The organism is Pantoea sp. ME81 (genome assembly GCF_903970985.1).
Lineage (GTDB): Bacteria > Pseudomonadota > Gammaproteobacteria > Enterobacterales > Enterobacteriaceae > Pantoea > Pantoea communis.
This window is the reverse complement of sequence record NZ_CAJCKS010000002.1, coordinates 31452-58024: the sequence shown is the minus strand read 5'-3', so window position 1 is coordinate 58024 and position 26573 is coordinate 31452. Positions and strand designations below refer to the sequence as shown.

Sequence of the window (26573 nt, the reverse complement as noted above, 5' to 3'; positions counted from 1 at the left end):
TTACTTCAGATCCGCCTCATCAAAATTGAATGAGGTATCGGGCATGACATAAAAACCGGTGAGGTTTTTATTGTTCGCGGAGAGCAACTGCTCGACCACCAGCGGGATCCACGGATGGTCGTTCCAGATACGATCCTGAGCGTCTTTGTACAGTTTGGCTTTCTGCTCACGATCGGTGGTTTTCAGTGCATCGCTCAGATCTTTATCCACCTGCGGATTGCTGTAAAACGCCGTGTTAAAGATGGCTGGCGGCCAGGAGGTGGTGGCAAACAGCGGCGTTAATGCCCAATCTGCTTCACCGGTCGAAGCCGACCAGCCAGTGTAGAACATGCGCACACCGCTCTCTTTCTGCCCTTTACTCTCGACTTCTGCGGCACGCTGACCCGCATCCATCGCCGTGACTTTCACCTTCACGCCGACCTGCGCCAGCTGCTGCTGAGTGAACTGCAACACTTTCTGCGCGGTGCTGTGGTTGTGAGATGACCACAAGGTGGTTTCGAAACCGTTCGGGAAGCCTGCTTCTTTCAACAGCTCACGCGCTTTGGCCGGGTCATATTTAATCGCCGGGTATTTCTGCGCGAAATCAATCGCCGGTGGCACGATGCCGGTGGCTGGCGTGGCATAACCAGCAAACGCCACTTTAACCAGCGCCTCACGGTTAATGGCGTATTCCAGCGCTTCACGCACTTTTGGATTATCAAACGGCTTCTGCGTCACGTTGAGGCTGATGTAACGCTGCATAATCGATGGCGTGGTGACCACATCGAGTTTGCTGTTGCCCTGCAGCAATTTAGCCTGCTCAAACGGTACCGGGAATGCAAAGGTCGCTTCGCCGGTCTGCAACATCGCCGCACGGGTGTTGTTGTCTACCACCGGGCGGAAAGTGATGCTGTCCAGCTTCGGATAGCCTTTCTTCCAGTAGCCATCCCACTTCTTCACTTTGACGAAGTCGGTCTGATTCCAGGTAACGAACTCATACGGACCGGTACCCACCGGATGGAAGCCAATGTCCTTACCGTATTTCTTCAGGGCGGTGGGCGAAATCATCACTGCCGCCGGGTGCGCCAGATTGTTGATGAAGGCCGAGAACGGCTGCTTCAGCGTAATCTTCACCGTGGTCGGATCCACCGCTTCGGTGCTGGCCACATACTTGAACAGGTTGTAACGCTTGAGATGATTATCCGGGTTGCTGGCACGGTCGATGTTGGCCTTGACCGCTTCCGCGTTGAAATCGGTGCCATCCTGGAACTTCACGCCCGAGCGCAGTTTGATAGTGTAAGTTAAGCCATCGCTGCTCGCCTGATAGCTTTCCGCCAGCACGTTTTGCAGCTTCATGTCCTTATCAAAGCCGAACAGTCCCTGATAGAACGCCTTAGCCACCGACTGCGACAATGTGTCATTGGCGTCGTACGGATCCATAGTGGTAAAGGTTGACGCCACAGCAATCACCGCGTCCTTCGCTGCCCACGCTGGCATTGCCAACGCTGAACTCAACAACCCGGCAGTGATAACCCCTTTTCGCATAATGTGGTGCATTGTTATCGTTCTCCTGTAATCCCTGTCATGCGCGACATCCGTGGATGACGCGGTTGCTTGCTGCTCAGGCACCGCTAATGGCGTGGCGGGCAACAAAATGCCCCGGTGCCACTTCCAGTAACGGTGCCACTTCTGGCTCATCACCCAATGGGCGGATCGGGCTGGGGATTTCATCCACCATTAACGCCCGCTCGCGATGACGGTGCGCCGGATCGGCGACCGGCACCGCGGCCATCAGTTTTTTCGTGTAAGGATGGCGCGGCTGCTCAAACACCGCCTGGCGCGGCCCCATTTCCACAATCTGTCCGAGATACATCACGGCCACGCGATGGCTGATGCGTTCTACCACCGCCATATCGTGAGAAATAAATAAGAAGGCGATGCCAAACTCGCGCTGCAAGTCGAGCATCAGATTGATAATTTGCGCCTGAATCGAGACATCCAGCGCCGAGACTGACTCATCAGCAATCACCACTTTAGGGTTCAGCGCCAATGCGCGAGCGATGCAGATGCGCTGGCGCTGGCCGCCTGAGAACTCGTGTGGATAGCGTTGCGCATGCTCCGGCAGCAAACCGACGCGCTCCAGCAGCCAGGCTACACGCTTCTCCGCCTGGCGCCGATCCATGGTTTTGTGCACCAGCAGCGGTTCCATAATCGAGAAACCCACCGTCAGGCGCGGATCGAGGGAGGCGTAAGGGTCCTGAAAAATGAACTGAATATCGCGGCGCAGCGAAGCCAGCGCGTTGCCCTGCAACGCATCAATACGCTGACCATTAAAAGTAATCGTGCCGCCCTGGCTGGCGACCAGGCGCAGCAGCGATCGACCGGTAGTGGATTTTCCGCAGCCGGATTCGCCGACCAGCGCCAGCGTCTCGCCAGCGTGCAGATCAAAGCTGACCTTCTCCACCGCATGCACACGACGTTTGACGCGATTCAATAACCCACCACGAATATCAAAGCGCGTCACCAGGTCGCGTACCTGCAAAATGGGTGGCTCATCGCTGCGCACCGTATCCTGCGGTATAGCAATCTCTTCACGGCCATTGGTGTGCAGTAAGGGGAATTTAGCGGGCAGCGGCTGGCCGCTCATCGCACCCAACTTCGGCACTGCCGCCAGCAAGGCGCGGGTGTAAGGCTGTTGCGGCGCATCAAACAGCTGCTGCACCGGCGCACGCTCAACCACATCGCCGCGATACATCACCTGTACGCGATCGGCCATCTCCGCCACCACGCCCATATCGTGAGTGATAAAAATCACCCCCATCTGCATCTCTTTTTGCAGCACGCGGATCAGCTGCAGAATTTGCGCCTGGATAGTCACGTCCAGCGCGGTGGTGGGCTCATCGGCAATCAGCAGTGCCGGTTTGCACGACAGCGCCATGGCAATCATCACGCGTTGACGCATGCCGCCGGAGAGTTGATGCGGAAAACGCGATAACACGTTGTGGGCTTCAGGTATGCGCACCAGATCCAGCATGCGCCGTGCTTCGGCCTGCGCCTGTTGATGGCTTTTGCTCTGATGTAAACGGATGGATTCGGCGATCTGCTCACCCACGGTAAACACCGGATTGAGTGAGGTCATCGGCTCCTGGAAAATCATCGCCATATCGGCGCCGCGCACTTTGCGCATTTGACTGGCGGAGGCACGCATCACATCCAGCACCTCGCCGTTACGTCGACGCAGTTGGATCTCGCCGCTGACATCGCCGCCCGCCTGCTGAATCAAACGCATCAGTGCCAGCGAGGTGACCGATTTGCCCGAACCGGATTCGCCCACCAGCGCCAGCGTTTCCCCACGATGCAAATCCAGTGACAGGTTACGCACCGCTTCGGTGATTCGCCCTTCATGCTCAAAACGTACGTTGAGGTCACGCACCGCCAGAACCTGCTCGGGTGCAAACTGCTGCTGCGTCATGCCTGCTCCTTAGCTATCGCGGTAAATCGCTACCTCGACTTCGCCACCCACATAAGCGAATCCCCGATACATCCCTTCACTGTTAAAGGGCAGCACCACATTGCCGTGCCTGTCGACGGCAATCAGCCCACCGCTGCCTTCCAGCTCCTGGACTTTGTCATGAATCACGTTGGCGGTGGCTTGCTGCAGGCTACGGCCGCCGTACTCCATCTGTGCAGAAACGTCATACGCTGCCAGAGTACGAATAAACACTTCACCGGTGCCGGTGCAGGAAACCGCCACGGTCTCATTATTAGCGTAGCAGCCCGCGCCGACGAGCGGGGAGTCGCCCACGCGGCCGACCTGCTTATTGGTCATGCCGCCGGTTGAAGTGGCGGCCGCCAGATTACCCTGAAGATCGAGCGCCACCGCACCCACGGTGCCGAATTTGCGATCGGGATCGAGCGGATCGTCGCTGTGGCTTTGCGCAGCGCCGTCATGATCGAGCACCATCTGCTGGCTGCTCAACGCACGCTGTAACTGCTCCCAGCGTTCAGGCGTGGAGAAGAAATCCGGCGCAACCTGTTCCAGCCCCTGTTCTGCGGCAAAGGCTTCTGCTCCCGCACCGATAAACAGCACGTGCGGGCTGTTTTCCATCACTTTACGCGCCGCCAGAATCGGGTTACGAATGTGATTCACGCCCGCCACCGCACCGACATCCAGAGTGCGGCCATCCATAATGCTGGCATCCAGTTCGTGAGTGCCTTGATGGGTAAACACCGCGCCTTTGCCTGCGTTAAACAGTGGGCACTCTTCCAGCAGCCGCACCGCCTCGGTCACCGCATCCAGCGCGCTGCCGCCCGTGGCCAGAATCTGCTGCCCTGCGGTAACGATTGCGTGCAATTGCTGACGATAGTGCTGCTCTTTTTCGGCGCTCATAGCGGCACGCGTGATTGCGCCCGCACCGCCGTGAATTGCGATAACTGCTTTAGCCATAACCGGTACCCTGTCAGGAAATCAGAACCAAAAACACTGATTTAGAATGGTTTTCATCTTTTTTAGGCAATTTTCGACTATAGAAAGGCACTCCCGGCTTGTAAAGCAGAAAGTGTATCTCCGGTCATAACCTTTTATTGTGGATTATGCTTTTTTAGTCACATGTGACTCGGCAGACAAATGTCACCATAATAGGCAGCAACTGAAATTCATCACGCAGAGACTGACATGGAACCTTTCACCGCAGGATTAATCTCCCTCGAAGACGCGCAGCAAAAAATGCTGCAACAGCTCACGCCCATTAGCGATTGCCTCAGCGTCTCGCTGTATGAGGCTGCAGGTCGCATCACCGCCAAACCGGTGACGTCTCCACTGGATGTGCCGCCGTTTGATAACTCCGCGATGGATGGTTATGCCGTGCGTCTCAGCGATATCGTGCCGGACCGCGAATTCCCGGTCGCAGGCAAAGCTTTTGCCGGCGCGCCGTTCAACGGCGATTGGCCCGCTGGCAGCGTGATTCGTATTATGACCGGTGCGCCGATTCCGGCAGGCTGCGATGCCGTGGTGATGCAGGAGCAAACCGAACAGCGTGCGGGCGGTATCGTCATCACTGCCGCCGTGACTCCCGGGCAAAATATCCGCCGTATTGGTGAAGACATTGAAGCTGGCAAACAGGTGCTGGAGGCGGGTGTTCGCCTCGGAGCCGCCGAGTTGCCGCTGCTGGCTTCACTGGGGATTGCCGAAGTCAGCGTGCTGCGCAAACTGCGCGTGGCGATTTTCTCTACCGGCGATGAATTGCAGGCGGTGGGCCAGCCCTTGGCTGACGGGCAAATCTACGACACGAACCGCTTCACCGTATCGCTGATGCTTAACAAACTGGGCTGCGAAGTGATCGATTTGGGCGTGATTGCGGACGATCCCGAGGCGCTGCGCAAGGCATTCAGTGAAGCCGATCGTCAGGCGGATGTCGTGATCAGCACCGGTGGCGTCTCCGTCGGCGAAGCGGATTTCACTAAAGCGATGCTGGAAGAGTTAGGCGTGATTACCTTCTGGAAGCTGGCGATGAAGCCGGGCAAACCGTTCGCCTTTGGCCGCTTAGCCAACAGCTGGTTCTGCGGCCTGCCCGGCAATCCGGTGTCTGCCGCCGTGACCTTCTATCAGTTGGTGCAGCCGTTACTGGCGACCCTTACGGGCCAGACCACGCGCATTATGCCGCTACGCCAACGCGCTCGTGCCACTCAGCGTTTGAAGAAATCGCCTGGACGCCTCGACTTCCAGCGCGGCATTCTCAATCGTGGTGAAGACGGCGTGCTGGAAGTGCGCAGCACCGGTGCCCAGGGTTCGCACGTGTTTAGCTCTTTCGCCCTTGCCGACTGTTTTATTGTGCTGGATCGCGATCGTGCGGATGTGGAAGCTGGCGAATGGGTTGAGGTTGAAGTTTTCAATAGCCTGCTGGAGGGCTAATGAGCGTCGAACTGAGCGATGAGGAGATGCTGCGTTACAACCGTCAGATCGTGCTGCGGGATTTTGATTTTGACGGTCAGGAGAAGCTCAAAGCGTCGCGGGTATTGATTGTGGGTCTCGGCGGGCTTGGCTGTGCCGCTGCGCCCTATCTGGCTTCGGCCGGTGTGGGCCATCTTACCTTGCTGGATTTCGACAGCGTCAGCTTAAGCAATCTGCAGCGCCAGATTCTTCACAGCGATGCCACCCTCGGCCAGCCCAAGGTGGAATCTGCGCGTCAACGGCTGGCGGCGATTAACCCGCATTGCCAGCTCGAACCGATTGATGCACAGCTGGATGATGCTCAACTCAGTGCCCTGATCGCGCGCCAAGATGCGGTGCTGGACTGTACGGATAATGTCAGTGCACGTGAGCAGATCAATCGTTTGTGTTACCAGCACAAGGTGCCGCTGATTTCCGGGGCGGCCATTCGTATGGAAGGCCAGCTCAGCGTGTTTACCTGGCAGCCGGGGGAACCCTGTTATCGCTGCATTAGCCGCTTGTTTGGCGATCAGACATTAAGCTGCGTGGAAGCCGGCGTGCTGGCGCCGTTGGTCGGTGTCATTGGTGCGATGCAATCATTAGAGGCCATAAAAGTGCTGACCGCGTTGGGGCAACCTGCCCGTGCACGCTTGATGATCTACGATGCGATGAGTGCGGAGTTCCGCAACATGAAAGTGATGCAGGATAGACATTGCGAGGTGTGCGGCGAGAAATAAGTAAGGTGCGCATGGCTGCGCACCTTGTGGTTTTACTCCTGCGGGAAGATGGTGCCTTTATTCATGATCCCATTCGGGTCAAAAGCGGTTTTCAGCGCCTGCAAAATCGGCCATGCGCTGCCGTGTTCTTGCTTCGCCCACTGCACGCGATGTTTACCGATGTCGTGATGGTGCACCATGGAACCTCCGAGCTTCAGCGTCTCTTTCAAAATTCAACTAAATCCACTGCACACCCACCTTTTCACTAAAGGATAACGCTGGCTGCGGGCGTGGCAGCGTTGAAACGTTGCATCTCCGCCAGCAGCCAATCCCGAAATACCGCCACACGCGGCAACATCTGTTTGCCGTAAGGCACCTCCAGCCAGTAGCCGTTAGCGCTGGAAAGCAACTGCGGCGAAATCTGAACCAACACACCGTTGCTGAGTTCATTACGCACCATGGCACGATCCAGCACGGCAAAACCTGCACCGGTGACACAGGCGTTGATCACCTGATCCTGCGTGCTAAACGCCAGTCCGTTATCTTCCGGCGGCGCAGTTTCGCCGCAGGCCTGATACCAGCGCGACCAGTTATCCAGCCGACTGTCGCCATTCAGCACGTGCAACTGTGGCATCAGGCTGATATCTGGCCAGATGCCATCCAGCATCAGCAGTGGACTGCCCACCAGCACCAAAGTTTCATGGCACAGCCATTCCCCTTCCGCGCCCGCCTCTTGCGCATCCTGCTGCGAGCCAAAACGAATGGCGCAGTCGAAGTCGCTGTATTTCTGCCGCGCTTCACTGATCAGCATGATTTGCAGCTGACGATGCTGTTGACGCAATGACACCAGACGCGGCGCTAACCAGCGCGTGGCAAAGGTAGGAGCGACCTGTAAACGCAGGTGCTGGCGGGGGTTGTGCTGCTGCACGCTGCGTACGCCCTCTTCCAGCAGATCCAGTGACTGACGTACCACGGGTAGCAGCTGGATGGCTTCCGGCGTCAGCATCAATCCGCTGTGGCTACGCACGAACAGGTCTTTGCCAAGGAAGGTTTCCAGCTGGCGCATCTGACGGCTGGCGGCGCTTTGCGTCATGAACAAGGCATCGGCGGCTTTACTGAAGCTCAGCGTACGGCAGGTCTCTTCGAACAGCCGTAACATACTGAGTGAAGGCAACTTTCTCATTCTGACTCCAGCAGCCAGGCGGTAAAACATCGCGCCAATCTAATCACAACCCAGACGGTAACGGAGAACGTAAACCTAAATTTTTGAGTGCAATCACAGGAAATTGCGGAATAGGGGTATGACTTTTTCGCACTGGCCTGCACCCGGCTCCAATGTCACAGTAATTTCTCATCCAGATAACAATAAAATAACAACTATCTCTCCCCGAAGGAGGAAGGAACATGACGCAAACGACTCTGATGGATGATGTACCCTTAAATCGCTTTCACCTCAAAATCACCGGGCTCACCTTCGGTGCGCACCTCACCGATGGCTACATTCTCGGTTCCGTTGGCTTCGCGCTGACACAGATGACGCCGCAAATGTCACTCTCGCCGTTCTGGCAAGGCATGATTGGCAGCTCGGCGTTGATCGGGTTATTTCTCGGTAGCCTGATTCTCGGCTGGATCGCCGACAGTGTCGGCCGCCAAAAGATTTTCTGCTTCAGCTTTATCCTGATCACTCTGGCATCTGGCATGCAGTTTTTTGCCCAGTCAGCAGAGCAACTGTTCCTGTTGCGTGTGCTAATTGGTTTCGGCTTAGGCGGTGACTTCTCGGTCGGCCATACCATTCTGGCGGAGTTCGCCCCGCGCAAACATCGCGGCGTACTGTTGGGGGCCTTCAGCGTGCTCTGGACGGTCGGCTATGTCGCCGCCAGCTTTGCCGGACATCTGGCACTGCAGGCACACGTTGATGGCTGGCGCTGGCTACTCGCATCCTCTGCTCTACCAGCTTTAGCGATCTTGCTGTTGCGCATTGGTACGCCGGAATCCCCACGCTGGTTACTGCGTCGCGGTCGACGCGAGGAAGCCATGGCTATCGTTCATCGTTTATTTGGCTCGCACGTCACCTTGCAGGAAGAGAAACAGCAGGAGCAGGATGGCAGCCTGAGCGCACTGTTCCGCCCGCGCTATCGTCGTCGCACCGCCTTTAACTGTCTGTTCTTTGTCTGCCTGGTGATCCCCTATTTCGCCATCTATACCTTCCTGCCCGCCATCCTGCGCGAGATGGGATTGGATCAAGGCTTTGCCACTGACCTGCTGCTAAGCGGTCTGCTGCTGGTGGGAGCGGTGCTGGGCATCGTGCTAACGGCGATGTGCTCGCGTCGAGGCTTCCTGATCGGTTCCTTTATTTTCCTTGCGACCTGTTTGCTGCTGCTGAGCCTGCTGCACACCAGCCCCGGCATCTGGCTGATTCTGCTGTTTGCCGCCTTTACGCTGATTATGTCGGCCGTGAGCAACCTGGTGGGCGTGTTCCCGGCAGAGAGCTTCCCAACCGATGTGCGCTCTCGCGGCGTGGGTTTCGCCACCTCAATGAGCCGACTGGGCTCGGCGGTCGGCACGCTGCTGCTGCCCCTCGCCATCGTCAATTACGGCATCGCCGGCACCATGGGTTTGCTGGCGGCGATTCTGGTGCTCGGCGCGCTGGTGTCCATCGCCTGGGCACCCGAGACCAAAGGTCTGACGCTCACTGACGCCTCTCAGGAGACCCCGGCAGTGGATAAAGCGCTCAGCCCTAACGCTTCAACTTCAACACAACATCTGTAACTGGAGGCAATGATGGAAATGTATATCGGTGAAGGCTTTGCAGGCGACGGCGTTAACGCTTCGCATATCAATATCATGATTGGACCGCGCAACGGCGTGGTGGGTCAGGCGTTCTCCACCAGCCTGGCGACGCCTTCACAAGGCCACTGTCCGTTTATGGTGGTGATTAAACCCAATGTGCCAGCCAAGCCGATGACGCTGTATGTCAACAAAGCCGCTATCAGTAGCGATCTGCACGGCAATGCCACCTGGGGCGCATCACAGGCTGCGATTGCTAAAGCTGTAACCGAGGCGCAGTTGCAAGGCACGTTGCCGCCGGAAGCCGAAGATGAGTGGTGCATTGTCACCGCTAACTGGGTGAATCCTGGCTGTACCGATCTCGATGAAGTGTTCGCTAATAACTATCGCGCCTGCAAAGTGGCGATAGAAGCGGCCATGGAGAAGTTGCCGGGCCGCCAGCAGTTAATCAATGCTCTGCCCGAGTTGGGCAATCCCTTTTATTCCCCGAAGTAGCAGGAGTTGCAGCATGGAATACATCAAACTGGGCCACAGCGGTTTGCAGGTGTCGCGTCTTTGCCTCGGCACCATGAATATGGGCAGCAAGAGCTGGAAACCATGGATTTTTGACGAGGCGCAAAGCGAGCCGATTATTCGTCACGCGCTGGAAAGCGGTATCAACTTTATCGATCTGGCTGACTTCTACTCCAGCGGTGCCGGTGAAGAGGTAGTAGGCCGTGTGCTCAAACGCATCGCCCAGCGTGATGAGTTGGTGCTGACCACCAAAGTGGGTTATCCACTTGGCGGGGGCCAGAACAATCAGGGCCATTCGCGTAAACACATTCTCGACAGTATCGATGGCAGCCTGCGCCGCCTCGGCACCGACTATGTTGATGTCTACATGCTGCACTATTTCGACGTGAACACACCGATCGAAGAGACATGGGAAGCGATGAACAGCATCGTGCGCAGCGGCAAAGCACGCTATGTCGGGGTTTCCACCATGTATTGCTGGCAGCTGGCGAAGATTTTGTGGTGCTGCGAGCGCAACGGGTTTGTGAAACCGATCAATATGCAGCTGCAGCTGAACTGCGCCTACCGCGAGGAGGAACGCGAAATGATGCCGTTCTGTCGCGATCAGGGCCTGGGTGTTTCCGTGTTTAGCCCATTGGCGCGCGGGCTGTTAAGCGGCGATGCGCAATCTATCCGCAATCAAACTGATTTCTTCACCCGTGAAATGTATGCCGATGAAGCTTCGATTCAGATTGCCGAATCCGTTGGCCGTGTCGCCGCTGCACGTGGATTAACCAGTGCGCAGATTGCTCAGGCCTGGGTGCTGTCCCATCCAGGCGTGGATTCGATGCTGGTAGGTGCAGACAGCGTCGCCCAACTCGATAGCGCTATCGCCGCGCTGCATACCCCGCTGGATAGCGAAGAGCGCTTCGAGCTGGAACGCAACTACACGCCGTGCGATGTGATCAACGATTACACCGCGGGAAAACGTATCGCCCGTCATAGCCGTGCTGCGCGCACGGTGTTTACGGATAACGCACTTCAATCTGCAAGGAATATCGCATGACATCTTCACTGCTGCGTACCGGCTGGTATTGCAATGGACAATGGCTGGAGAGCGATCGCACTTATGATGTGACCAACCCAGCCGACAACAGCGTGGTGGCGCAGGTCGCTAACGTTGGCGCGGCGGAAACCCACCGCGCGATTGATGCCGCCGCCGCCGCCCTGCCCGCCTGGCGTGCCTTAACCGCCAAAGCGCGCGCTGCGATCCTGCAGCGCTGGTATCAATTGATTATTGAGAATCAGGAACCGCTGGCGCAGTTGGTGGTGCAGGAACAAGGAAAAGTGCTGGCTGAAGCGCGTGGCGAAGTGCTTTACGCCGCCAGTTTTATTGAGTGGTTTGCCGAGGAAGGCAAGCGTGCTAACGGCAAAACGATCCCTTCAACTAAGGCCGGAAATCTGATCCTGACGCTGAAACAGCCGGTGGGCGTGGTCGCCGCGATAACGCCATGGAATTTCCCACTGGCGATGTTGACGCGCAAGCTGGGCCCGGCGCTGGCCGCCGGTTGTACCGCGATTGTGAAGCCGGCGAACGAGACACCGTTGTCAGCCTTTGCCCTGCTGGTGCTGGCTGAACAGGCTGGCGTTCCGGCTGGCGTACTGAATGCGGTGAGCGGGGAAACGGTGGAGATTGGCCACACGCTGACGCACCACGATACGGTGCGGAAAATTTCCTTCACCGGCTCTACGGGTGTTGGCCAGTTGCTGATGCGCGATGCCGCGAGTTCAGTGAAGAAGTTGTCGCTGGAGTTGGGCGGTAATGCACCATTTATCGTGTTCGATGATGCCGATATTGATGCCGCAATCGAAAGCGCTATGGCAGCCAAATTCCGCAACAGCGGACAGACCTGCATCTGCGTGAACCGCTTTTACGTGCAGGATGGCGTGTATGATCAATTCGTCACCAAACTGGCTGCAGCGGCTAACGCGTTGAAAGTCGCACCGGGCCTGACACCGGGCGCACAGCAGGGGCCACTGATTCATCAGCGAGCCATGGAGAAGGTCGAAGCACATGTGCAGGATGCCTTGCAGCACGGTGCGCGTTTGATTTGCGGCGGTGAGCGTCATGCGTTGGGTGGCAGCTTTTACCAGCCAACGGTGCTGGCCGATGCCAATGAGCAGATGCGTCTGGCACACGAAGAGACATTTGGACCGGTTGCGGCCTGCTTCCGTTTCCGTACGGAACAGGAAGTGATCAAGCGCGCCAACAACACACCGTATGGGCTGGCCGCTTATCTGTTTACGCGTGATCTGGCGCGGGCACTGCGCGTGACTCCGCAACTGGAGAGCGGCATGGTTGGCGTTAATGAAGGGATTATCTCGACAGAGGTGGCGCCGTTTGGCGGTGTAAAAGCGTCAGGATTAGGACGCGAAGGCGCGGATGTTGGGCTGGAGGAGTATCTGGAAACCCAGTATGTGAATATTGGGCAGATTGGGTAGTTTGGTGGGTGCGCTGAAGGTCGGGCGCAGGGTCCGATAAGGTCCGCCCGATCGCAAAGGAAACCGGCATCCATGCCGATCGGCTGGGCCATCCGTGGCCCAGACGCTTTGCTCTTCGGGCGAACCTTATCTTCCCTTTAACCTATGGTGTTGCTGTATAGACCGCATCGGCCGTGCAGACTGAATTAACCAACAGAGAGCACAAATATTGATAAAGGCAAGAATCGTGGGTCCGGAGTAAAGCGTTCGCCGCAGGGATGCGGCGACCGAGGCTACAGGGATGTATTCACGCCGTCTTTACGGAGCGCCCCGCCATTTATGCCTGAAGGTGCAGAACTCTCAGGCGAAATGGCAAACCAGAACAATGCGCCCGCCGCAGGAATACGGCAGTCGAGGCTACAGGGATGTATTCACGCCGTCTTTACGGAGCGGCCCACCATTCATGCCTGACGGTGCAGAACTCTCAGGCGAAATGGCAAACCAGAACAAAGCGCCCACCGCAGGAATGCGGCGGGCGAAGCTATGGGTATGTAACGATTTAAACAATACCCTGACTACGCAGATAATCTTCGTAGTTGCCGGTAAAGTCGATAATGCGATCACCCTTCATCTCCATCACGCGGGTTGCCAGTGAACTGACAAACTCACGGTCATGCGAAACGAAAATCAGCGTGCCTTCGTAACCTTCAAGTGCCAGGTTAAGCGATTCAATCGATTCCATATCAAGGTGGTTGGTCGGTTCATCCATGATCAAGATGTTCGGCTTCTGCATCATCAGCTTGCCAAACAGCATGCGGCCTTTCTCACCACCAGACAGCACTTTAGCAGGCTTCTTGATTTCATCATGACCAAACAGCAGACGGCCCAGAATACTGCGCACCGCTTGCTCGTCGTCACCTTCCTGCTTCCACTGACTCATCCAGTCGAAAACACTCAGGTCATCGGCGAAATCTTCTGCGTGATCCTGCGCATAATAACCAATCAGCGCATTCTCGGACCATTTCACAGTGCCGCTGTCAGGCGTTAATTCGCCGACCAATGTTTTCAGCAACGTGGTTTTACCGATACCGTTGGCACCGAGAATGGCCACTTTCTCGCCAACTTCAACCATCAGATTAAGCTTGCTGAACAGCGGTCCGTTATCGAATCCTTTCGTCAGTGCCTCAACTTCCAGCGCATTACGGAACAGCTTCTTATCCTGATCAAAACGGATATAAGGGTTCTGACGACTGGAGGCTTTCACTTCATCCAGCTTAATTTTATCAATCTGCTTGGCACGCGAAGTCGCCTGACGCGATTTAGAGGCGTTGGCACTAAAACGGCTAACGAATGATTGCAGGTCTGCAATTTGCGCTTTCTTCTTCGCGTTATCAGAAATTAAACGTTCACGCGCTTGCGTCGCCGCGGTCATATATTCGTCATAATTTCCTGGATACACGCGCAGTTCGCCGTAATCCAGATCCGCCATGTGCGTACACACCATATTCAGGAAGTGACGGTCATGCGAAATGATAATCATGGTACTGTTACGTTCGTTTAGCACCTGCTCCAGCCAACGAATGGTATCAATATCCAGGTTGTTCGTCGGTTCATCGAGCAGCAAAATATCTGGGTTTGAGAATAATGCCTGCGCCAACAGCACACGCAGTTTCCAACCTGGTGCGATTTCGCTCATCGGACCGTAATGCTGTTCCACCGGAATACCCACGCCCAGCAATAATTCCCCGGCACGAGATTCTGCGCTGTAACCATCCATTTCGCCGTATTCAACTTCCAGGTCGGCAACTTTATAGCCTTCCTCTTCGCTCATTTCTGGCAAAGCATAAATACGGTCGCGCTCTTCCTTCACCGCCCATAATTCGGCGTGACCCATAATCACCGTATCCAGCACGCTGAATTGCTCAAAGGCAAACTGGTCCTGACGTAACTTACCGATACGCTCGTTAGGGTCGAGTGAAACATTACCGTTGGTCGGTACCAGGTCGCCGCCCAGTATTTTCATGAAGGTCGATTTACCGCTGCCGTTCGCACCGATTAAACCGTAACGATTACCGCCGCCAAACTTAACGGAGATATTCTCAAACAGCGGCTTACTGCCGAACTGCATAGTAATATTGCTGGAAACTAACACGGCATTGACCTTTGTTACGCAGTGGAGGAAAAAACAGCGGGCATTATGCCAGAAAGCAGCACCGGGACGCCACCTCTGCGCCTGCGGGCAGCGAGCGAAGGCGTTAAACGCGTTGTTGCAAATAGAGAAATAAAAAAGCCGAAGACAACGTGGTCTTCGGCTCCCGCTTACAAGGATTGTGTCGATTATTTGATCAGGAAGCTGTCCAGGCTTTTACCAGAGTCCAGCGCTTTCTTAATCGCTGCTGGGGTACGGCCCTGGCCGGTCCATGATTTCTCTTCACCGTTCTCATCGGTGTAAGAATATTTAGCCGGACGCGGTGCACGCTTCGCGCGTTTTTTACCGGTTTCCAACGCACCCAGCAATTCGTTCGGGTCAATACCGTCAGCCAGCAGCATTTCGCGGTATTTAGACAGCTTTTCTTCTTTCTCGCGATTCTGCGCTTCTTCTGCATGAACTTCGTCGCGGCGCTCAGTCACCACCACGGTTAATTTCTCCAGAATCTCTTCCAGATCGGTCAATGGCAGTTCACGAGCCTGCGCACGTAATGTGCGAATGTTGTTCAGAACTTTAAATGCGTCACTCATCACAAGGTCCTTGCTTAAGGGGGGTTTAAATAAACTGTAGTGGCAAGATTACCCAATTCAAATAAAAAAATAAATTAATTTATGCGGACGGATAATTCCTAACTGATTAACGTATTCACAATTTGAGCGATATCCCCAGCGGGAAGCTTTAATTAACGGTGAATTAACAACAGCATTTTAGTACCACCGACTGGAACTGGTACCGATTTCAGAGGTTATTCCCGGCTGATAAACAAGCATTTAGCGGCTAATGCCTTGCCTGGCTGATGTGTGTTAGCAGATTAATGAAGATTAATGTTATGGCCGAAAATCTATTTTCACAGGTGATTATTCTATTTTCACAGTTGAGACCACAATCGCATTTTTATCCCCACTTATCGATAAAAAGCCAGTGCATGCACCGGCTTTTACCCTCATAAAAACGTCACCTCAGGTTACGAGCTTTTCTTCACAGCGTGCGTCAACTGCGGTTGCGGTTCTTCATTTGACAGCCAGTCGTGCAAATAATGCTCGATCTGTTCCAGTGAACGATTTCGTGTTTCCGGTACAAAGCGAACCACAAAAATGGCTCCCCCTATTCCGATTAGCGCAAAAATAAAGAACGCTCCCGATAAACCCACCGATGCCAACAGGATTGGGAACATCAGCGAGATAAGGAAATTAGCGATCCACATAGCAAACACGGCGCCGCCCATAAATATCCCACGCAGACGTGTAGGGAAAATTTCAGACAATAGCAACCAGGTCACGGGCGAGAGTGCACCTTGCTGGAAGCTCAAAAACATCAGCATTCCCAGCAACACCATATAACTGCGCAGAACATCAGGTTGACCATTTACCGTCTCCGGCATGAAATAACTGACGGCACCAATAAATACCAGACAGGCGGTACAGCCAAACTGTCCTAACATCGTCATAGTACGGCGCCCTATGCGCCCCAGCAGCCAGATACCGACGAAAGTCATTAATACTGAAATAACGCCATTGGCGATGGTGGCAATTAATGCTGCGTTATCGCTCATGCCCACGGCTTTTAACATGGTCGGAGCGTAATACATGATGGTATTCACCCCGGTTAACTGCTGTATGACCGCAATACCCACGCCAATCAAAAATAATTTAAACAGCCAGGGTTGGCGAAGTTCACGCAGGCGTGGGCGCGTTTCATGTTGCTCTTCAGCTAAGGTTTCTTCTATTTCCGTGAGTTCCCACTCAACATCTTGTTTAGCTCGCGTGCGTTCCAGCACCTGACGCGCTTCTGCTAACCGCCCTTTCATCGCATACCAACGCGGTGAGTCGGGCATAAACAGCATGCCAAACCACAGCAGCACGGCAGGCACCGTCGCTACCGCCAGCATCCAACGCCAGGTGGTATCACCGCCCCATACCGCGTTAAAACCGGCGTTGGAGATGTAAGCCAACATCTGCCCGGAGACGATCATCAGTTCTTGCATGGTCACTAACTGGCCACGTTTGTTGGCGGGCGCCATCTCCGCGATGTACACCGGAACCGTCGCTGACGCGCCCCCCACCGCCACACCCAATACCAGGCGGAAGAAAATCATCCATTCAACGTCAGGTGCTAACGCGGTGCCGATTGCGCCAATGGCGAAAATCACCGCCAGCACCAGAATGATTTTTCTCCGCCCGGCCGCGGCGGCAAAGTGGCCTGATGCCAGGGCACCAAAAGCCGCGCCAAACAGCAGGCTGCTGGTGACCAACCCCGTGGTAAAGGGTGTCAGATGGAGATCGTTGCCCATAAATAACAGTGCGCCAGAAATCACACCGGTGTCATAGCCGAACAGCAACCCCCCTAAGGTGGCAATCATTGCTATCACCTTCACAAAGGGTTCAGTGCGCGTGCTGCTGTTCGGCCCTGATGCTTTGTTAGGGGTAAGGTAGTTTTCCCGCGGCATAATCCACTCCTTAACAGTAAGAGAAGATTTAAAAATAGTTTATTTCAACCAACAGGAATAATTATGAAATTTAAATTTTGCGCTACAGATCATAAACCCCGCATTTACATGCGGAGCAGATCACAAAAAGGGGCTTTACTGCGTGTAAATCGGTGAAGAGTGATCAGAGGGGAATTTGCATTTAGTCCAAAATGAAAACTTTCGTTTCAAAATGGGCGAATTGTGATGCCTGATGCTGGGGCAACCCGCAGACTGCCCCCTTTTACGACTAAGGCACCGTGGTGGCAGGGCCAAACACAGCATATTCAGGCAGATTAACGTTCTGATAAGGTTCCCAGCCGCCGCCCAGCGCTTTGTACAACGCGACTAAATCCAGTGCACTCTGCATTCGTGCCTGTGTCGATTGTGCTTCTGCCTGCGCTAACTGACGCTGTGCGTCCAACACATCCAGGAAGCTGGAAATCCCCTGCTTGTAGCTATCACTGGCGAGATCAAATGCTCTCTGCAACGCGCCAGTGGTTTCATCCAGAGCGGTCACCTGCTGCTGATCGGCGCGATAACTGACCAGGGCATTCTCGACATCCTGCAAGGCAGTCAGCACCGCCTGACGATATTCCAGCGCCGCATTGGCCTGCTGCGCGCGTGCCAGTTTCACGCTGGAGACCAAACGCCCGCCCTGAAAAATCGGAATGGAGAGCGAGGGCCCGATACTGTAGAAATGGCTGCTCCAGTCATCCAGATAGCTGGCATCGGTGTTGCGAACCCCGAGTTGACCCGTCAGTGACAGGCTGGGGAACAGATCCGCCACCGAGACGCCAATGTTGGCAGTCTGCGCATGCAGATTGGCTTCCGCCTGTCGAATATCCGGACGTCGTCGCGCCAGCGTGGATGGAATCCCCACCGCCACCATTTTCGGCAACGCCGGTAACGCTTTACTGCTCATCAGCTCGTTATCCAGTGCGCCCGGCGTTTTGCCCAGCAATACCGCTAAACCATTCATGGCCTGACGTTCCTGCGACTGATAGCCCGGCAATTGCGCGTTCAGCGAGGCAAGTTGTGCGCGCGCATTTTCCACATCGGTGAGCGGCGCCATGCCGTTACGCTGCTGGCTTTGCGTCAGTTCCCAGGTTTGCTGCGCCACATCGATTTGCTGCTGCAGCGTATTGAGTACCGCTTGCGCGCCGCGCAATTGCAGATAGGTACGTGCCACTTCTGCTTCGAGTGACACCAGTGCATCATTGCGCTGTTCGATAGCAGCCTGCTGCTGCGCATCTGCGGCTTCCATCTGACGGCGCACTTTGCCCCACAGATCCAGCTCCCAGCTGGCGTCAAAGCTGCCTTGATAAAGGGTGACAGAATGATCGAGGCCGTTCAGTTGATTGGCGACGTCACTGTCCACCTGATCGTAAACCCCGTTGGATTTCAGTATGCCTTTTAGGCCCAACTGCTGACGTGTGACTTTAGCCGAGCCATTGAGTGACGGAAAAAGCCCGCCGCGCGCCTGCGCCAGTTGCTCACGCGCGCCAGCAATGCGCAACACCGACTGCTGCAGGGATAAGTTACCGGCAATGGCGCGTTCAATCAGGCTATCCAGTTGTGGATCATTAAAGCTTTTCCACCACAGCGGGTTGGTGGCCGCCGATTGCGGTTTTGAGGCTTCCTGCGACGGCAAATCGCGATAGCTGCCCGGCGTCTGCGCATGGGGTGGCTGATAATCAGGGCCCACAGCGCAACCCGCCAGAAGCAGAGACAGCGCCAGCAAACTCAAGCGCGGAGAGGTGATCATCTTAGTGTGCTCCTGCACTGCCTTCGCTCTTGATCGGCGAAAGCAACCAACAAAATGGAATCAACAGCAAGGCCACAATACTCAGGCCCATAAATACGTCGATGTACGCCAGGATTCGCGCCTGTGCAATCATCTCTTTGTACAGCTGACCGGTCGCCAGCGTCAGGGGATCGCCCACCGCAGACGTAAAGTCGCGAATCGACTGCGCCCAATGCTGCAAAGTGAGATTGAACGGCTCGTTGAGCGGCGTCATGTTATGCACCATACTCGCCGACCGCGCCTGCATACGCTCAGTGATCCCCGCCGTTGCCAGTGAAATACCGATCGATCCCGCCACATTACGGAACATGGTAAACAATGCCGATGCATCCGCATTGAGCCGTTGTGGCACCGTAATAAAAGCAATGGTCGTCAGAGGCACAAACAGGAAACCCAGCCCTATCGATTGCGCACTGCGCATCAATACCAGGGTGGTAAAATCAACGTTCGGCGTCAAGGTCGTGGAATAGAAGAAGGCGCTGGCGAGACAGGTAAAACCGAAAGCAATGATGTAGCGTGTTTGCACAATCGGCATCAGCTTCAGCACCAGCGGAATGGTCAGGACGATCAATATCGCACCAGGCGAGAGCACCAGCCCCGACCAGGTCGCGGTATAGCCCATATCCTGCTGCGCCAGTTGTGGAAGTACCACCGAACTGCCGTACAGAATCATCGCCATGCCTGCCATCAGCAAACCGGACACCCAGAAGTTACGATCTTTCATGACCGTGATATCTACCACGGGTTTACGCGCATACAGCAGCCAGTAGACGGCGCCGACAATGCCGATCACCGCCAGCATGCAAAACAGGCGAATAAAGTGCGAGGCGAACCAGTCTTCATCTTCACCACGGTCAAGGAACACCTGCAAACAGCCGAGTCCAAGAGTGATCAAGCTGATACCGATGTAATCGATCTTCAGCTTGCCCTTCGCCCATTTACGCTCCCACGGTGGATCTTCCAGCAGTTGATAGATCGCCAGCACCGTTAAAATTCCGACCGGGATGTTAATGAAGAACACCCAGCGCCAGCTGTAGTTATCGGTGATCCAGCCGCCGAGTGTTGGGCCGATCACTGGCGCAACGATAATCGCAATCGAGGAGAGACCAAAAGCTTTGCCACGATCTTCCGCTTTAAAGTAATCGAGGAGCACCGATTGCTGCACCGGCTGCAAACCACCGCCGAAAAAACCCTGCAACACGCGGAACAGAATGATTTGCCATAGCTCAGTGGCGATACCGCACAGGAACGAGCAGATGGTGAACATGACAATACAGATCAGGAAGAACTGTTTACGCCCAAACAAGCGGCTAAAGAAGGCGGAAATGGGCAACACAATGCCGTTAGCCACCAGATAGGAAGTCAGCACCCAGGTGGATTCGTCGTAACTGGAAGAGAGTGAGCCGGCAATGTGCGGTAGCGCCACGTTAACGATGGTGGTGTCGAGGATCTCCATAAACACCGCCAGCGTCACCGTGATGGCGACCAGCCAGGGATTGCTGGCCGGACGCCAGCTTTCGCTCGCACTCATTCGACGGTGACCTTCGGCTCAACCGACAGGCCCAGTGGCAATGGATGATTCGGATCCAATCCTTTATCGATGACGATTTTCACCGGCACGCGCTGCACAATTTTCACGTAGTTACCGGTGGCGTTTTCAGCCGGGAAGGTGGAGAAGCGCGAGCCGGACCCCATCTGCACGCTATCAACGTGCCCTTCCAGCTTCATATCTGGCCAGGCGTCGATACTGATATCCACTTTGTCGCCGGGATTCATCCGCGCCAGTTGGGACTCTTTGAAGTTGGCATTGATCCAGATATCCGGCGACACCAGTGAAAACAGTGCCGTGCCAGCCTGTACCAGCGTGCCGACCTGCACGTTGCGCTTGGTGACAAAGCCATCGTAGGGAGCACGCACTTGGGTATAAGAGAGATTCAGTTCGGCGGTATTGAGCTGAGCCTGCGCCTGCTCAACCTGCTGCTGGCGCGCTTCTACGTTGGTTTCCTGCTGGCGAATCTGCAATTGCACCTGCGAAGCCACTTCCACCTGCGCTTTGGCGCTTTGCAGTTGTGCTTCAGCGGATCGCAGCTGCGCGGCTGCGGTATCGATGTTGCGTTGTGACGTCGCGCGCGGATCCACGCCGCGCTGACGACGATAGTCCGCCTGCGCATTCAAAAGATTGGCCTGCGCTTTGGCTTGATCGGCTAACGCCTGATCGCGCTGCGCAGGATACTGCACGCGTGACAGCGCTAACTGTGCCTGCGCCTGATGCAGTTGCGCCTGAGCCAGGCCAAGCTGGGCTTTAGCCTGATCGCGTTGGGCACTGGTATCGCGTGGGTCGATCTCCACCAGCAAATCGCCCTGCTTCACCCGCTGGTTATCTTTCACCAGCAGTTTCACCACATAACCGGCCGCTTTCGGTGCGATGGTCACGGCATCACCTTCGGTAAAGGCATCATCCGTGGATTCAATGTTGCGCGTGGTAAACCAGAACCACAGGCCCACCAACAGCATGATCACGACCACGATGGCGAGAATGACCAGTGGCTTTTTGCCGGGGCGTTTACGTTGTGGTTCGTTGTTGTCTTGACTGGAGTCTGAAGCGTGCTGCGCATCCTGCTGCTCGCGTGCGGGCGGCTGATTGTGGTTATCACTCATAGGTTATCATCGCTGGCTGTGATCCCGATCCACGGGCAAAAACGGTCAACTTAACCTTAGATCGAAAATTGACAAATGCCAGTACAACTTTACACAAGCCAACAATCAACGCATTTTCTGCCACTGCGTGCGATAACGCGCTGAATAATCAGCGCGTCAGCTCATCGGGCAGAACAAAATGGCAGGCTTAGTGTAGCCAGCGCAACAGCAACCAGCCACACAGCATCGACCACGCCAGCATGGGTAAAGAAAACAGGTGAAAGCGCCACCAGACTTTGCTGTCTTGCGCCATACGAAGCGCAATCAGGTTAGCCAATGAACCCGGCAGCAAGCCAAATCCACCAATGTTGACGGCCCAGGCGAGCGCCTCTGTAGGCGGCACTTTTTGCAGCAAAAGAATGGTTGCCGGCACATTGCTGATGACCTGTGAAAGACCGATCGCCAGCAAATATACCCCCCCTTCGCTTAAATGACCTATCGCGGCGAAATAGGGTTGCAGCAGGGGAAGATGCATCAGTAAAAACACATCGATGAACATCGCGACAAATACCAGCAACAAGCTCCAGTCAATACTGATCAATACGCTGCGCGCCATGATCAGGAAGCAGCCTGCCACCAATAACAGTGCCCATCCGGTCATTTTCAGTTCTAAAGCCACAATAAACACCAGATAGAGCAGCACACTAATGATAAACAACGGTTTTTTCCATTGATGCGCTTCGCTTTGTGCATGTTTCTGGATGGTTCGTTTGGGAAAACTCCACCAGGTGAGCGCCATCAGGCTGATCATTAATACTGCAGCCAGCGGCGCCATCTGCAGGATAAATCCCGGTACGCTGAGCGTACCGTGGCTCCATAACAGAATATTTTGCGGATTGCCCACCGGGGTCAACAGCGATCCGGCATTCACCGCCAGCGCTTCAAAAATGATCAGTCGGGAAATCGGCAGACGTGAAAATTTGCGCAGCGTCAGCGTCAGCGGCACCAGAATAAAAAGTGCCACATCGTTGGTGAGAAAAGTGGAAAGCAGCGCCGCAGCACAGACCATAAACAGCGCCAGCGTGCGCTCATGTTGAAAGCGCTGTACCAGACGTGCGCCGAGCACATCAAAATAGCCGCTGTTTTCCAGCCCTTTGGTCAACATCAATAAACCCGTTAGCGTCATGATGGTGTGCCAGTCAACGGCGGCAGGCAATTGCGACCAACGATACTCCGCCAGCGGCAATAAAATCACACCCAACAGCAACAGCAAATGCAAAATACGATCACGCATTAAGGAACGCAGCACGATGGGCATGATGGCGGAAGGCCTTGTAGGTTAGCGGCTCTCGTAAAACTTCTGGAAGACGGCGAGGGTTTCATCACTGACGTGATGTTCCAGGCCTTCAGAATCCCGGCGGGCAGTTTCCGGGCTGACACCTAACGCCAGCAGGAAAGTTTCAACAATATGGTGGCGTACGCGGCTCGCTTCAGCCAGCTTTTCACCTTCAGGCGTCAGAAACACACCGCGATAAGGAACCTGTTCCACCAGACCGGTGGTGCCTAAACGCTTCAACATTTTTGCCACGGTGGGCTGTGAAACGCCGAGGCGCGCGGCCATATCGACCTGGCGGGCTTCACCAAATTCACGAATCAAATCAGAGATTAACTCTACGTAGTCATCAATAAGTTCACGTCGATGCGCTTCGCGCACCTGGCGAAATCCTTCGACATGCTCCTCTATATCTTTAAGCGGCCCCTGGGGCGTATTGGTGGCGCTCTTTGCACGACGACTCATTCAGCTTCCTCTTTATTATCTGCCGCACTTTACCTGCGGTGCGGGCCTGGCTGCGCTCATTGTAAACCAGGCACAAATAAGCACAAATTTTTCCTAAATAGTGTTGGCTAAAGAGTATAGCCAGTGCTATCTTTGTTCGTAATGTAAGCGAATAGCTTATTTAGGAGGCAACGATGAACGCACCCTATCTGCTGCTACTCCTTTTCCTGCTGTTTATCGCAGGTTTGTGCTTACTGTTACGTCGTTATTCATTCGGGAGGTGAACATGACCACCATGAAAAACTGCCTCGACTGTGGCAAATGCTTCCAGGTTGAGCAAAGCAAACCGGCTTTTGAGCTGAAATCGCTGCTGTGCCTGTTTAAACGCTCGCCTTTTGCCCTGCGTCTGATGCTGATTGAAAAGCTGACCGGCAAACAGCTGACCGAGCGCCCTTGCCCAAATCTGATCTGGCGCGGCTGATTCATCCATAAATTCCTTCTCAGGATCCGTTTTCTCAACGGATCCTTTGCACGATCTCACATTTTGTTACCTTTTTAGTCCCACTCTTCCTATTGTTATTGAACAAATTCTAAACCCTTGCGTTCTCTGTGGCTGAATCGCTTCAGGCGCTGACATAACTTTACCTTCAACAACGCTTAAACGATTAGGCTGCTAACTTTTAGCTTGCAACCTATTGTGACGTCTGATTAATCTCCTCATAACAAAAAATTACATACTTATAACAAAATCAACCCAGGGTGGGTTTTTCGTAAGGAAGATTAGCAATGTCACTTAAAAAGCCTGAAGAGCAACCATCGGGCAGGAGACGATTTTTACAAAAATCGCTCTCGCTCATTCCCCTCGCCGCCGCAGCCAGTACCGGTGTGGTGTCACTCTCCTCCCCCGCTGCCGACAAGCCGCAAGGCGTGTTATCCGACTATGTTCCCGCTTACTTCAACGATAAAGAGTGGAAATTTCTGCTCGCCGCGCTGGATCGCCTGATCCCTGCCGATGCCAACGGTCCTGGCGCCGTCAATGAAGGTGTACAGGTGTTTATCGATAAGCAGATGGAATTGCCCTACGGCTATGGTCGCTTGTGGTACATGCAAGGCCCGTTCGCCGATTCGATTCCGGAAATGGGTTACCAATCCCATCTGGTGCCACGCGATACCTATCGGTTAGGCATCGCCTTAGCTGACCAGCATTGTCAGCAGCAGTACCAAAAAGATTTTTACCAACTGGAGACGGCGCAACAGGAAGAGGTTTTGCGTGCGCTGGAAGCCGACAAACTGCGTAACGATGCCATTCACGGCAAGCAGTTTTTCGAGCAACTGCTGGAGAACACCAAAGAGGGTTATCTCGCCGATCCGATTCACGGCGGCAACCAAACGCTGGCCTCGTGGAAAATGATCGGTTTCCCCGGTGCACGTGCGGATTTCGTCGATACCGTAAAGCAGCCTAATAAACCCTACCCTCTTGGCCCAGTCAGCATTTCCAGTAAAAGGAGCGTGTAATGGCGGCAGTAAAAAAAGCGCCCGTCGATGTGGTCATCGTCGGGTTCGGCTGGACCGGTTCGCTCATGGCGATGGAACTGGCCAGTTCTGGTTTGAATATTGTGGCACTGGAGCGCGGCGAAAATCGCGATACCTACCCCGACTTCTCCTATCCGCGTATTGCCGATGAACTGACTTACGGCATTCGTTTAAAACTGTTCCAGAACGCCTCGAAAGAGACCGTGACGGTTCGTCACACTACGCAGGAAACCGCGCTGCCTTATCGCCGCTTCGGTTCCTTCCTGCCCGGTGATGGTGTGGGCGGCGCCGGTACCCACTGGAACGGTCAGCTGTGGCGTCCGCTGGAAGCGGACTTAAAAATGCGCAGCACAGTCATCGAAAAATACGGTGCTGACTTCATCCCTAAAGACATGACGGTGCAGGACTACCCCTTCTCTTATGCCGAGATGGAGCCCTATTTCGATAAGTTTGAGAAAATTTGCGGCGCGGCCGGTCAGGTCGGTAACCTCAACGGTGAAACCGTCGAAGGCGGTAACCCGTTCGAATCTCCGCGTAAAAATGGCTATCCCACCAAACCGTTAAAAACGCTGTATGCCGGCGAATTATTCTCTAAAGCCGCAAAGCAACTGGGCTATCACCCCTTTGAGTGCCCTGCAGCCAACACCACCGAACCCTGGACCAACCCTTACAACGTGCAACTTGGCGTGTGTAACTACTGCGGTTATTGCGAACGCTTCGGCTGTTTCAACTACTCCAAAGGTTCACCGCAAAGCTGTGTTATCCCTGCTCTGAAGCCGTTTAGTAACTTTGAGTTGCGCACGCAGGCGCACGTGATTCGTGTCAATACCGACAGCAGCGGTAAAAAAGCCACTGGCGTGACCTATATCGATGCGCAAGGTAACGAAGTCGAGCAACCGGCTGACCTGGTGATCCTTAGTGCCTTCCAGTTGCACAATGTGCGCTTACTGCTGTTGTCAAAAATCGGTAAGCCATACGATCCACAAACCGGTGACGGCGTGGTGGGCAGAAACTATGCCTACCAGATGACCGGCGGTATCAAGCTGTTCTATGACAACGACAATTGGTTCAATCCATTTGCCGCCACGGGTGCCACCTCCACCGTTATCGATGATTTCAATGCGGAAAACTTCGATCACAGCAAAGTCGGCTTTGTTGGCGGTGCCACCATTTCTGCGGCCTTCTCCGGTGGACGTCCTATCCAGCAGATGGGCATCCCTAAAGATGCGCCGCGTTGGGGTTCCGGCTGGAAACAGGCCATCAAAGATAATTATCTGCACAACATGAACGTCGGCTCGTCAGGTTCAGTGATGCCGTATAAGCAGTGCTATCTCGACCTTGATCCTACGTACCGTGATATCTACGGCCAACCGTTGCTGCGTATGACCTTTGACTGGCAGCAGAATGAACTGAAGATGACCAACTTCATCAAAGATAAGGCCGAGGAGATCGTCAAGGTGATGAATCCTAAGCACTATGAAGTAGGCTTCAAAACCCTCAACAGCCATTACGATGTCCGCCCTTACCAATCAACGCACACCACCGGTGGTGCAGTGATGGGCGACGATCCGCGTACCAGCGTGGTGAACAAGTTCCTGCAAAGCTGGGATGTACCGAACGTATTCGTTACGGGCGCATGCTGCTTCCCGCAAAACCTGGCATACAACCCAACCGGGATTGTCTGTGCCACCGCATTATTCGCGGCGGATGCGATTCGCAACCGCTATCTGGCTAACCCTGGTCCGCTGGTTCAGGCCTGATA

Annotated in this window: 21 protein-coding genes and 1 pseudogene; 9 read left to right on the top strand and 13 right to left on the bottom strand. The window is 54.7% G+C overall.

The window, feature by feature from the left end; translation table 11 throughout:
* The 3 genes from gsiB to H7A81_RS00695 form a co-directional block, all read right to left on the bottom strand.
* On the bottom strand, positions 1-1536 hold the full coding sequence (gene gsiB, locus H7A81_RS00705; protein WP_034820792.1) for a glutathione ABC transporter substrate-binding protein GsiB: 1536 nt from the start codon (positions 1534-1536) through the stop codon (positions 1-3).
* Positions 1537-1600: 64 nt separating this feature from the next.
* A complete protein-coding gene (gene gsiA, locus H7A81_RS00700; protein ID WP_182056414.1) occupies positions 1601-3451 on the bottom strand; it encodes a glutathione ABC transporter ATP-binding protein GsiA in 1851 nt (616 codons plus the stop codon).
* A gap of 9 nt (positions 3452-3460) precedes the next feature.
* Positions 3461-4426 carry an isoaspartyl peptidase/L-asparaginase family protein gene (locus H7A81_RS00695; RefSeq protein WP_058961959.1) on the bottom strand — a complete coding sequence of 322 codons (966 nt, stop codon included), beginning with the start codon at positions 4424-4426 and terminating at the stop codon, positions 3461-3463.
* A 228-nt stretch (positions 4427-4654) separates the two neighbouring features.
* Between H7A81_RS00695 and moeA the strand changes: the two genes are divergently transcribed.
* Together moeA and moeB are read left to right on the top strand one after the other, a co-directional pair.
* The gene (gene moeA, locus H7A81_RS00690; protein WP_182056413.1) at positions 4655-5890 is read left to right on the top strand and encodes a molybdopterin molybdotransferase MoeA; all 1236 of its coding nucleotides are present in this window, start codon (positions 4655-4657) and stop codon (positions 5888-5890) included.
* Positions 5890-6645, top strand: a complete 756-nt coding sequence (gene moeB / locus H7A81_RS00685; protein ID WP_182056411.1) for a molybdopterin-synthase adenylyltransferase MoeB — start codon at positions 5890-5892, stop codon at positions 6643-6645. Before moeA ends, moeB begins: the two co-directional genes overlap by 1 nt.
* A 32-nt stretch (positions 6646-6677) precedes the next feature.
* On the opposite strand, the pseudogene H7A81_RS00680 reads toward moeB, so the two are convergent.
* Positions 6678-6857, bottom strand: a pseudogene (locus H7A81_RS00680) (FAD-binding oxidoreductase); the annotation flags it as partial.
* 32 nt (positions 6858-6889) lie between these two features.
* Positions 6890-7807 (bottom strand): LysR substrate-binding domain-containing protein, encoded by a 918-nt coding sequence (locus H7A81_RS00675; RefSeq protein WP_034820825.1) that lies wholly within the window; start codon positions 7805-7807, stop codon positions 6890-6892.
* 221 nt (positions 7808-8028) lie between these two features.
* Between H7A81_RS00675 and H7A81_RS00670 the strand changes: the two genes are divergently transcribed.
* From H7A81_RS00670 to H7A81_RS00655, 4 genes are read left to right on the top strand one after another with little or no spacing between them, the layout of a single operon-like run.
* Positions 8029-9393 carry an MFS transporter gene (locus tag H7A81_RS00670; protein WP_182056409.1) on the top strand — a complete coding sequence of 455 codons (1365 nt, stop codon included), beginning with the start codon at positions 8029-8031 and terminating at the stop codon, positions 9391-9393.
* A 12-nt stretch (positions 9394-9405) separates the two neighbouring features.
* Positions 9406-9906 (top strand): formaldehyde-activating enzyme, encoded by a 501-nt coding sequence (gene fae, locus H7A81_RS00665; protein ID WP_034820831.1) that lies wholly within the window; start codon positions 9406-9408, stop codon positions 9904-9906.
* 13 nt (positions 9907-9919) lie between these two features.
* Positions 9920-10969: an aldo/keto reductase gene (locus H7A81_RS00660; RefSeq protein WP_182056407.1), complete on the top strand. Its 1050-nt coding sequence runs from the start codon at positions 9920-9922 to the stop codon at positions 10967-10969.
* A complete protein-coding gene (locus tag H7A81_RS00655) occupies positions 10966-12405 on the top strand; it encodes an NAD-dependent succinate-semialdehyde dehydrogenase (RefSeq protein ID WP_182056406.1) in 1440 nt (479 codons plus the stop codon). The genes H7A81_RS00660 and H7A81_RS00655 overlap by 4 nt, the downstream gene beginning before the upstream one ends.
* A 538-nt stretch (positions 12406-12943) precedes the next feature.
* On the opposite strand, the gene H7A81_RS00650 is transcribed toward H7A81_RS00655, so the two are convergent.
* The 8 genes from H7A81_RS00650 to mntR all read right to left on the bottom strand — a co-directional run bounded on the left by H7A81_RS00650 (position 12944) and on the right by mntR (position 23299).
* The gene (locus tag H7A81_RS00650) at positions 12944-14536 is read right to left on the bottom strand and encodes an ABC-F family ATPase (protein WP_097119365.1); all 1593 of its coding nucleotides are present in this window, start codon (positions 14534-14536) and stop codon (positions 12944-12946) included.
* A 185-nt stretch (positions 14537-14721) separates the two neighbouring features.
* On the bottom strand, positions 14722-15123 hold the full coding sequence (locus H7A81_RS00645) for an H-NS family nucleoid-associated regulatory protein (protein ID WP_034820857.1): 402 nt from the start codon (positions 15121-15123) through the stop codon (positions 14722-14724).
* A 434-nt stretch (positions 15124-15557) separates the two neighbouring features.
* Positions 15558-17039 carry a sugar porter family MFS transporter gene (locus tag H7A81_RS00640; protein WP_166933176.1) on the bottom strand — a complete coding sequence of 494 codons (1482 nt, stop codon included), beginning with the start codon at positions 17037-17039 and terminating at the stop codon, positions 15558-15560.
* Positions 17040-17307: 268 nt separating this feature from the next.
* On the bottom strand, positions 17308-18825 hold the full coding sequence (locus H7A81_RS00635; protein ID WP_182056404.1) for an efflux transporter outer membrane subunit: 1518 nt from the start codon (positions 18823-18825) through the stop codon (positions 17308-17310).
* 1 nt (position 18826) lies between these two features.
* Complete coding sequence (locus tag H7A81_RS00630; protein ID WP_182056402.1) at positions 18827-20395, bottom strand: DHA2 family efflux MFS transporter permease subunit; 1569 nt, start codon at positions 20393-20395, stop codon at positions 18827-18829.
* The gene (locus tag H7A81_RS00625; RefSeq protein WP_058961954.1) at positions 20392-21522 is read right to left on the bottom strand and encodes an HlyD family secretion protein; all 1131 of its coding nucleotides are present in this window, start codon (positions 21520-21522) and stop codon (positions 20392-20394) included. Before H7A81_RS00625 ends, H7A81_RS00630 begins: the two co-directional genes overlap by 4 nt.
* A gap of 187 nt (positions 21523-21709) precedes the next feature.
* Positions 21710-22819, bottom strand: coding sequence for an SLC13 family permease (locus tag H7A81_RS00620; RefSeq protein WP_182056400.1), 1110 nt, complete (start codon positions 22817-22819; stop codon positions 21710-21712).
* A 21-nt stretch (positions 22820-22840) separates the two neighbouring features.
* Positions 22841-23299: a manganese-binding transcriptional regulator MntR gene (mntR, locus tag H7A81_RS00615; protein ID WP_034820884.1), complete on the bottom strand. Its 459-nt coding sequence runs from the start codon at positions 23297-23299 to the stop codon at positions 22841-22843.
* A gap of 265 nt (positions 23300-23564) precedes the next feature.
* On the opposite strand from mntR, the gene H7A81_RS00610 reads away from it, so the two are divergent.
* The 3 genes from H7A81_RS00610 to H7A81_RS00600 all read left to right on the top strand — a co-directional run bounded on the left by H7A81_RS00610 (position 23565) and on the right by H7A81_RS00600 (position 26571).
* A complete protein-coding gene (locus H7A81_RS00610) occupies positions 23565-23759 on the top strand; it encodes a hypothetical protein (protein WP_045814029.1) in 195 nt (64 codons plus the stop codon).
* Between the two features lie 305 nt (positions 23760-24064).
* Positions 24065-24793 (top strand): gluconate 2-dehydrogenase subunit 3 family protein, encoded by a 729-nt coding sequence (locus H7A81_RS00605; RefSeq protein WP_182056398.1) that lies wholly within the window; start codon positions 24065-24067, stop codon positions 24791-24793.
* Entirely contained in the window at positions 24793-26571 is a 1779-nt protein-coding gene (locus H7A81_RS00600) for a GMC family oxidoreductase (protein ID WP_097119369.1), read from the top strand. The genes H7A81_RS00605 and H7A81_RS00600 overlap by 1 nt, the downstream gene beginning before the upstream one ends.
* The last annotated feature ends 2 nt before the right edge of the window (positions 26572-26573 follow it).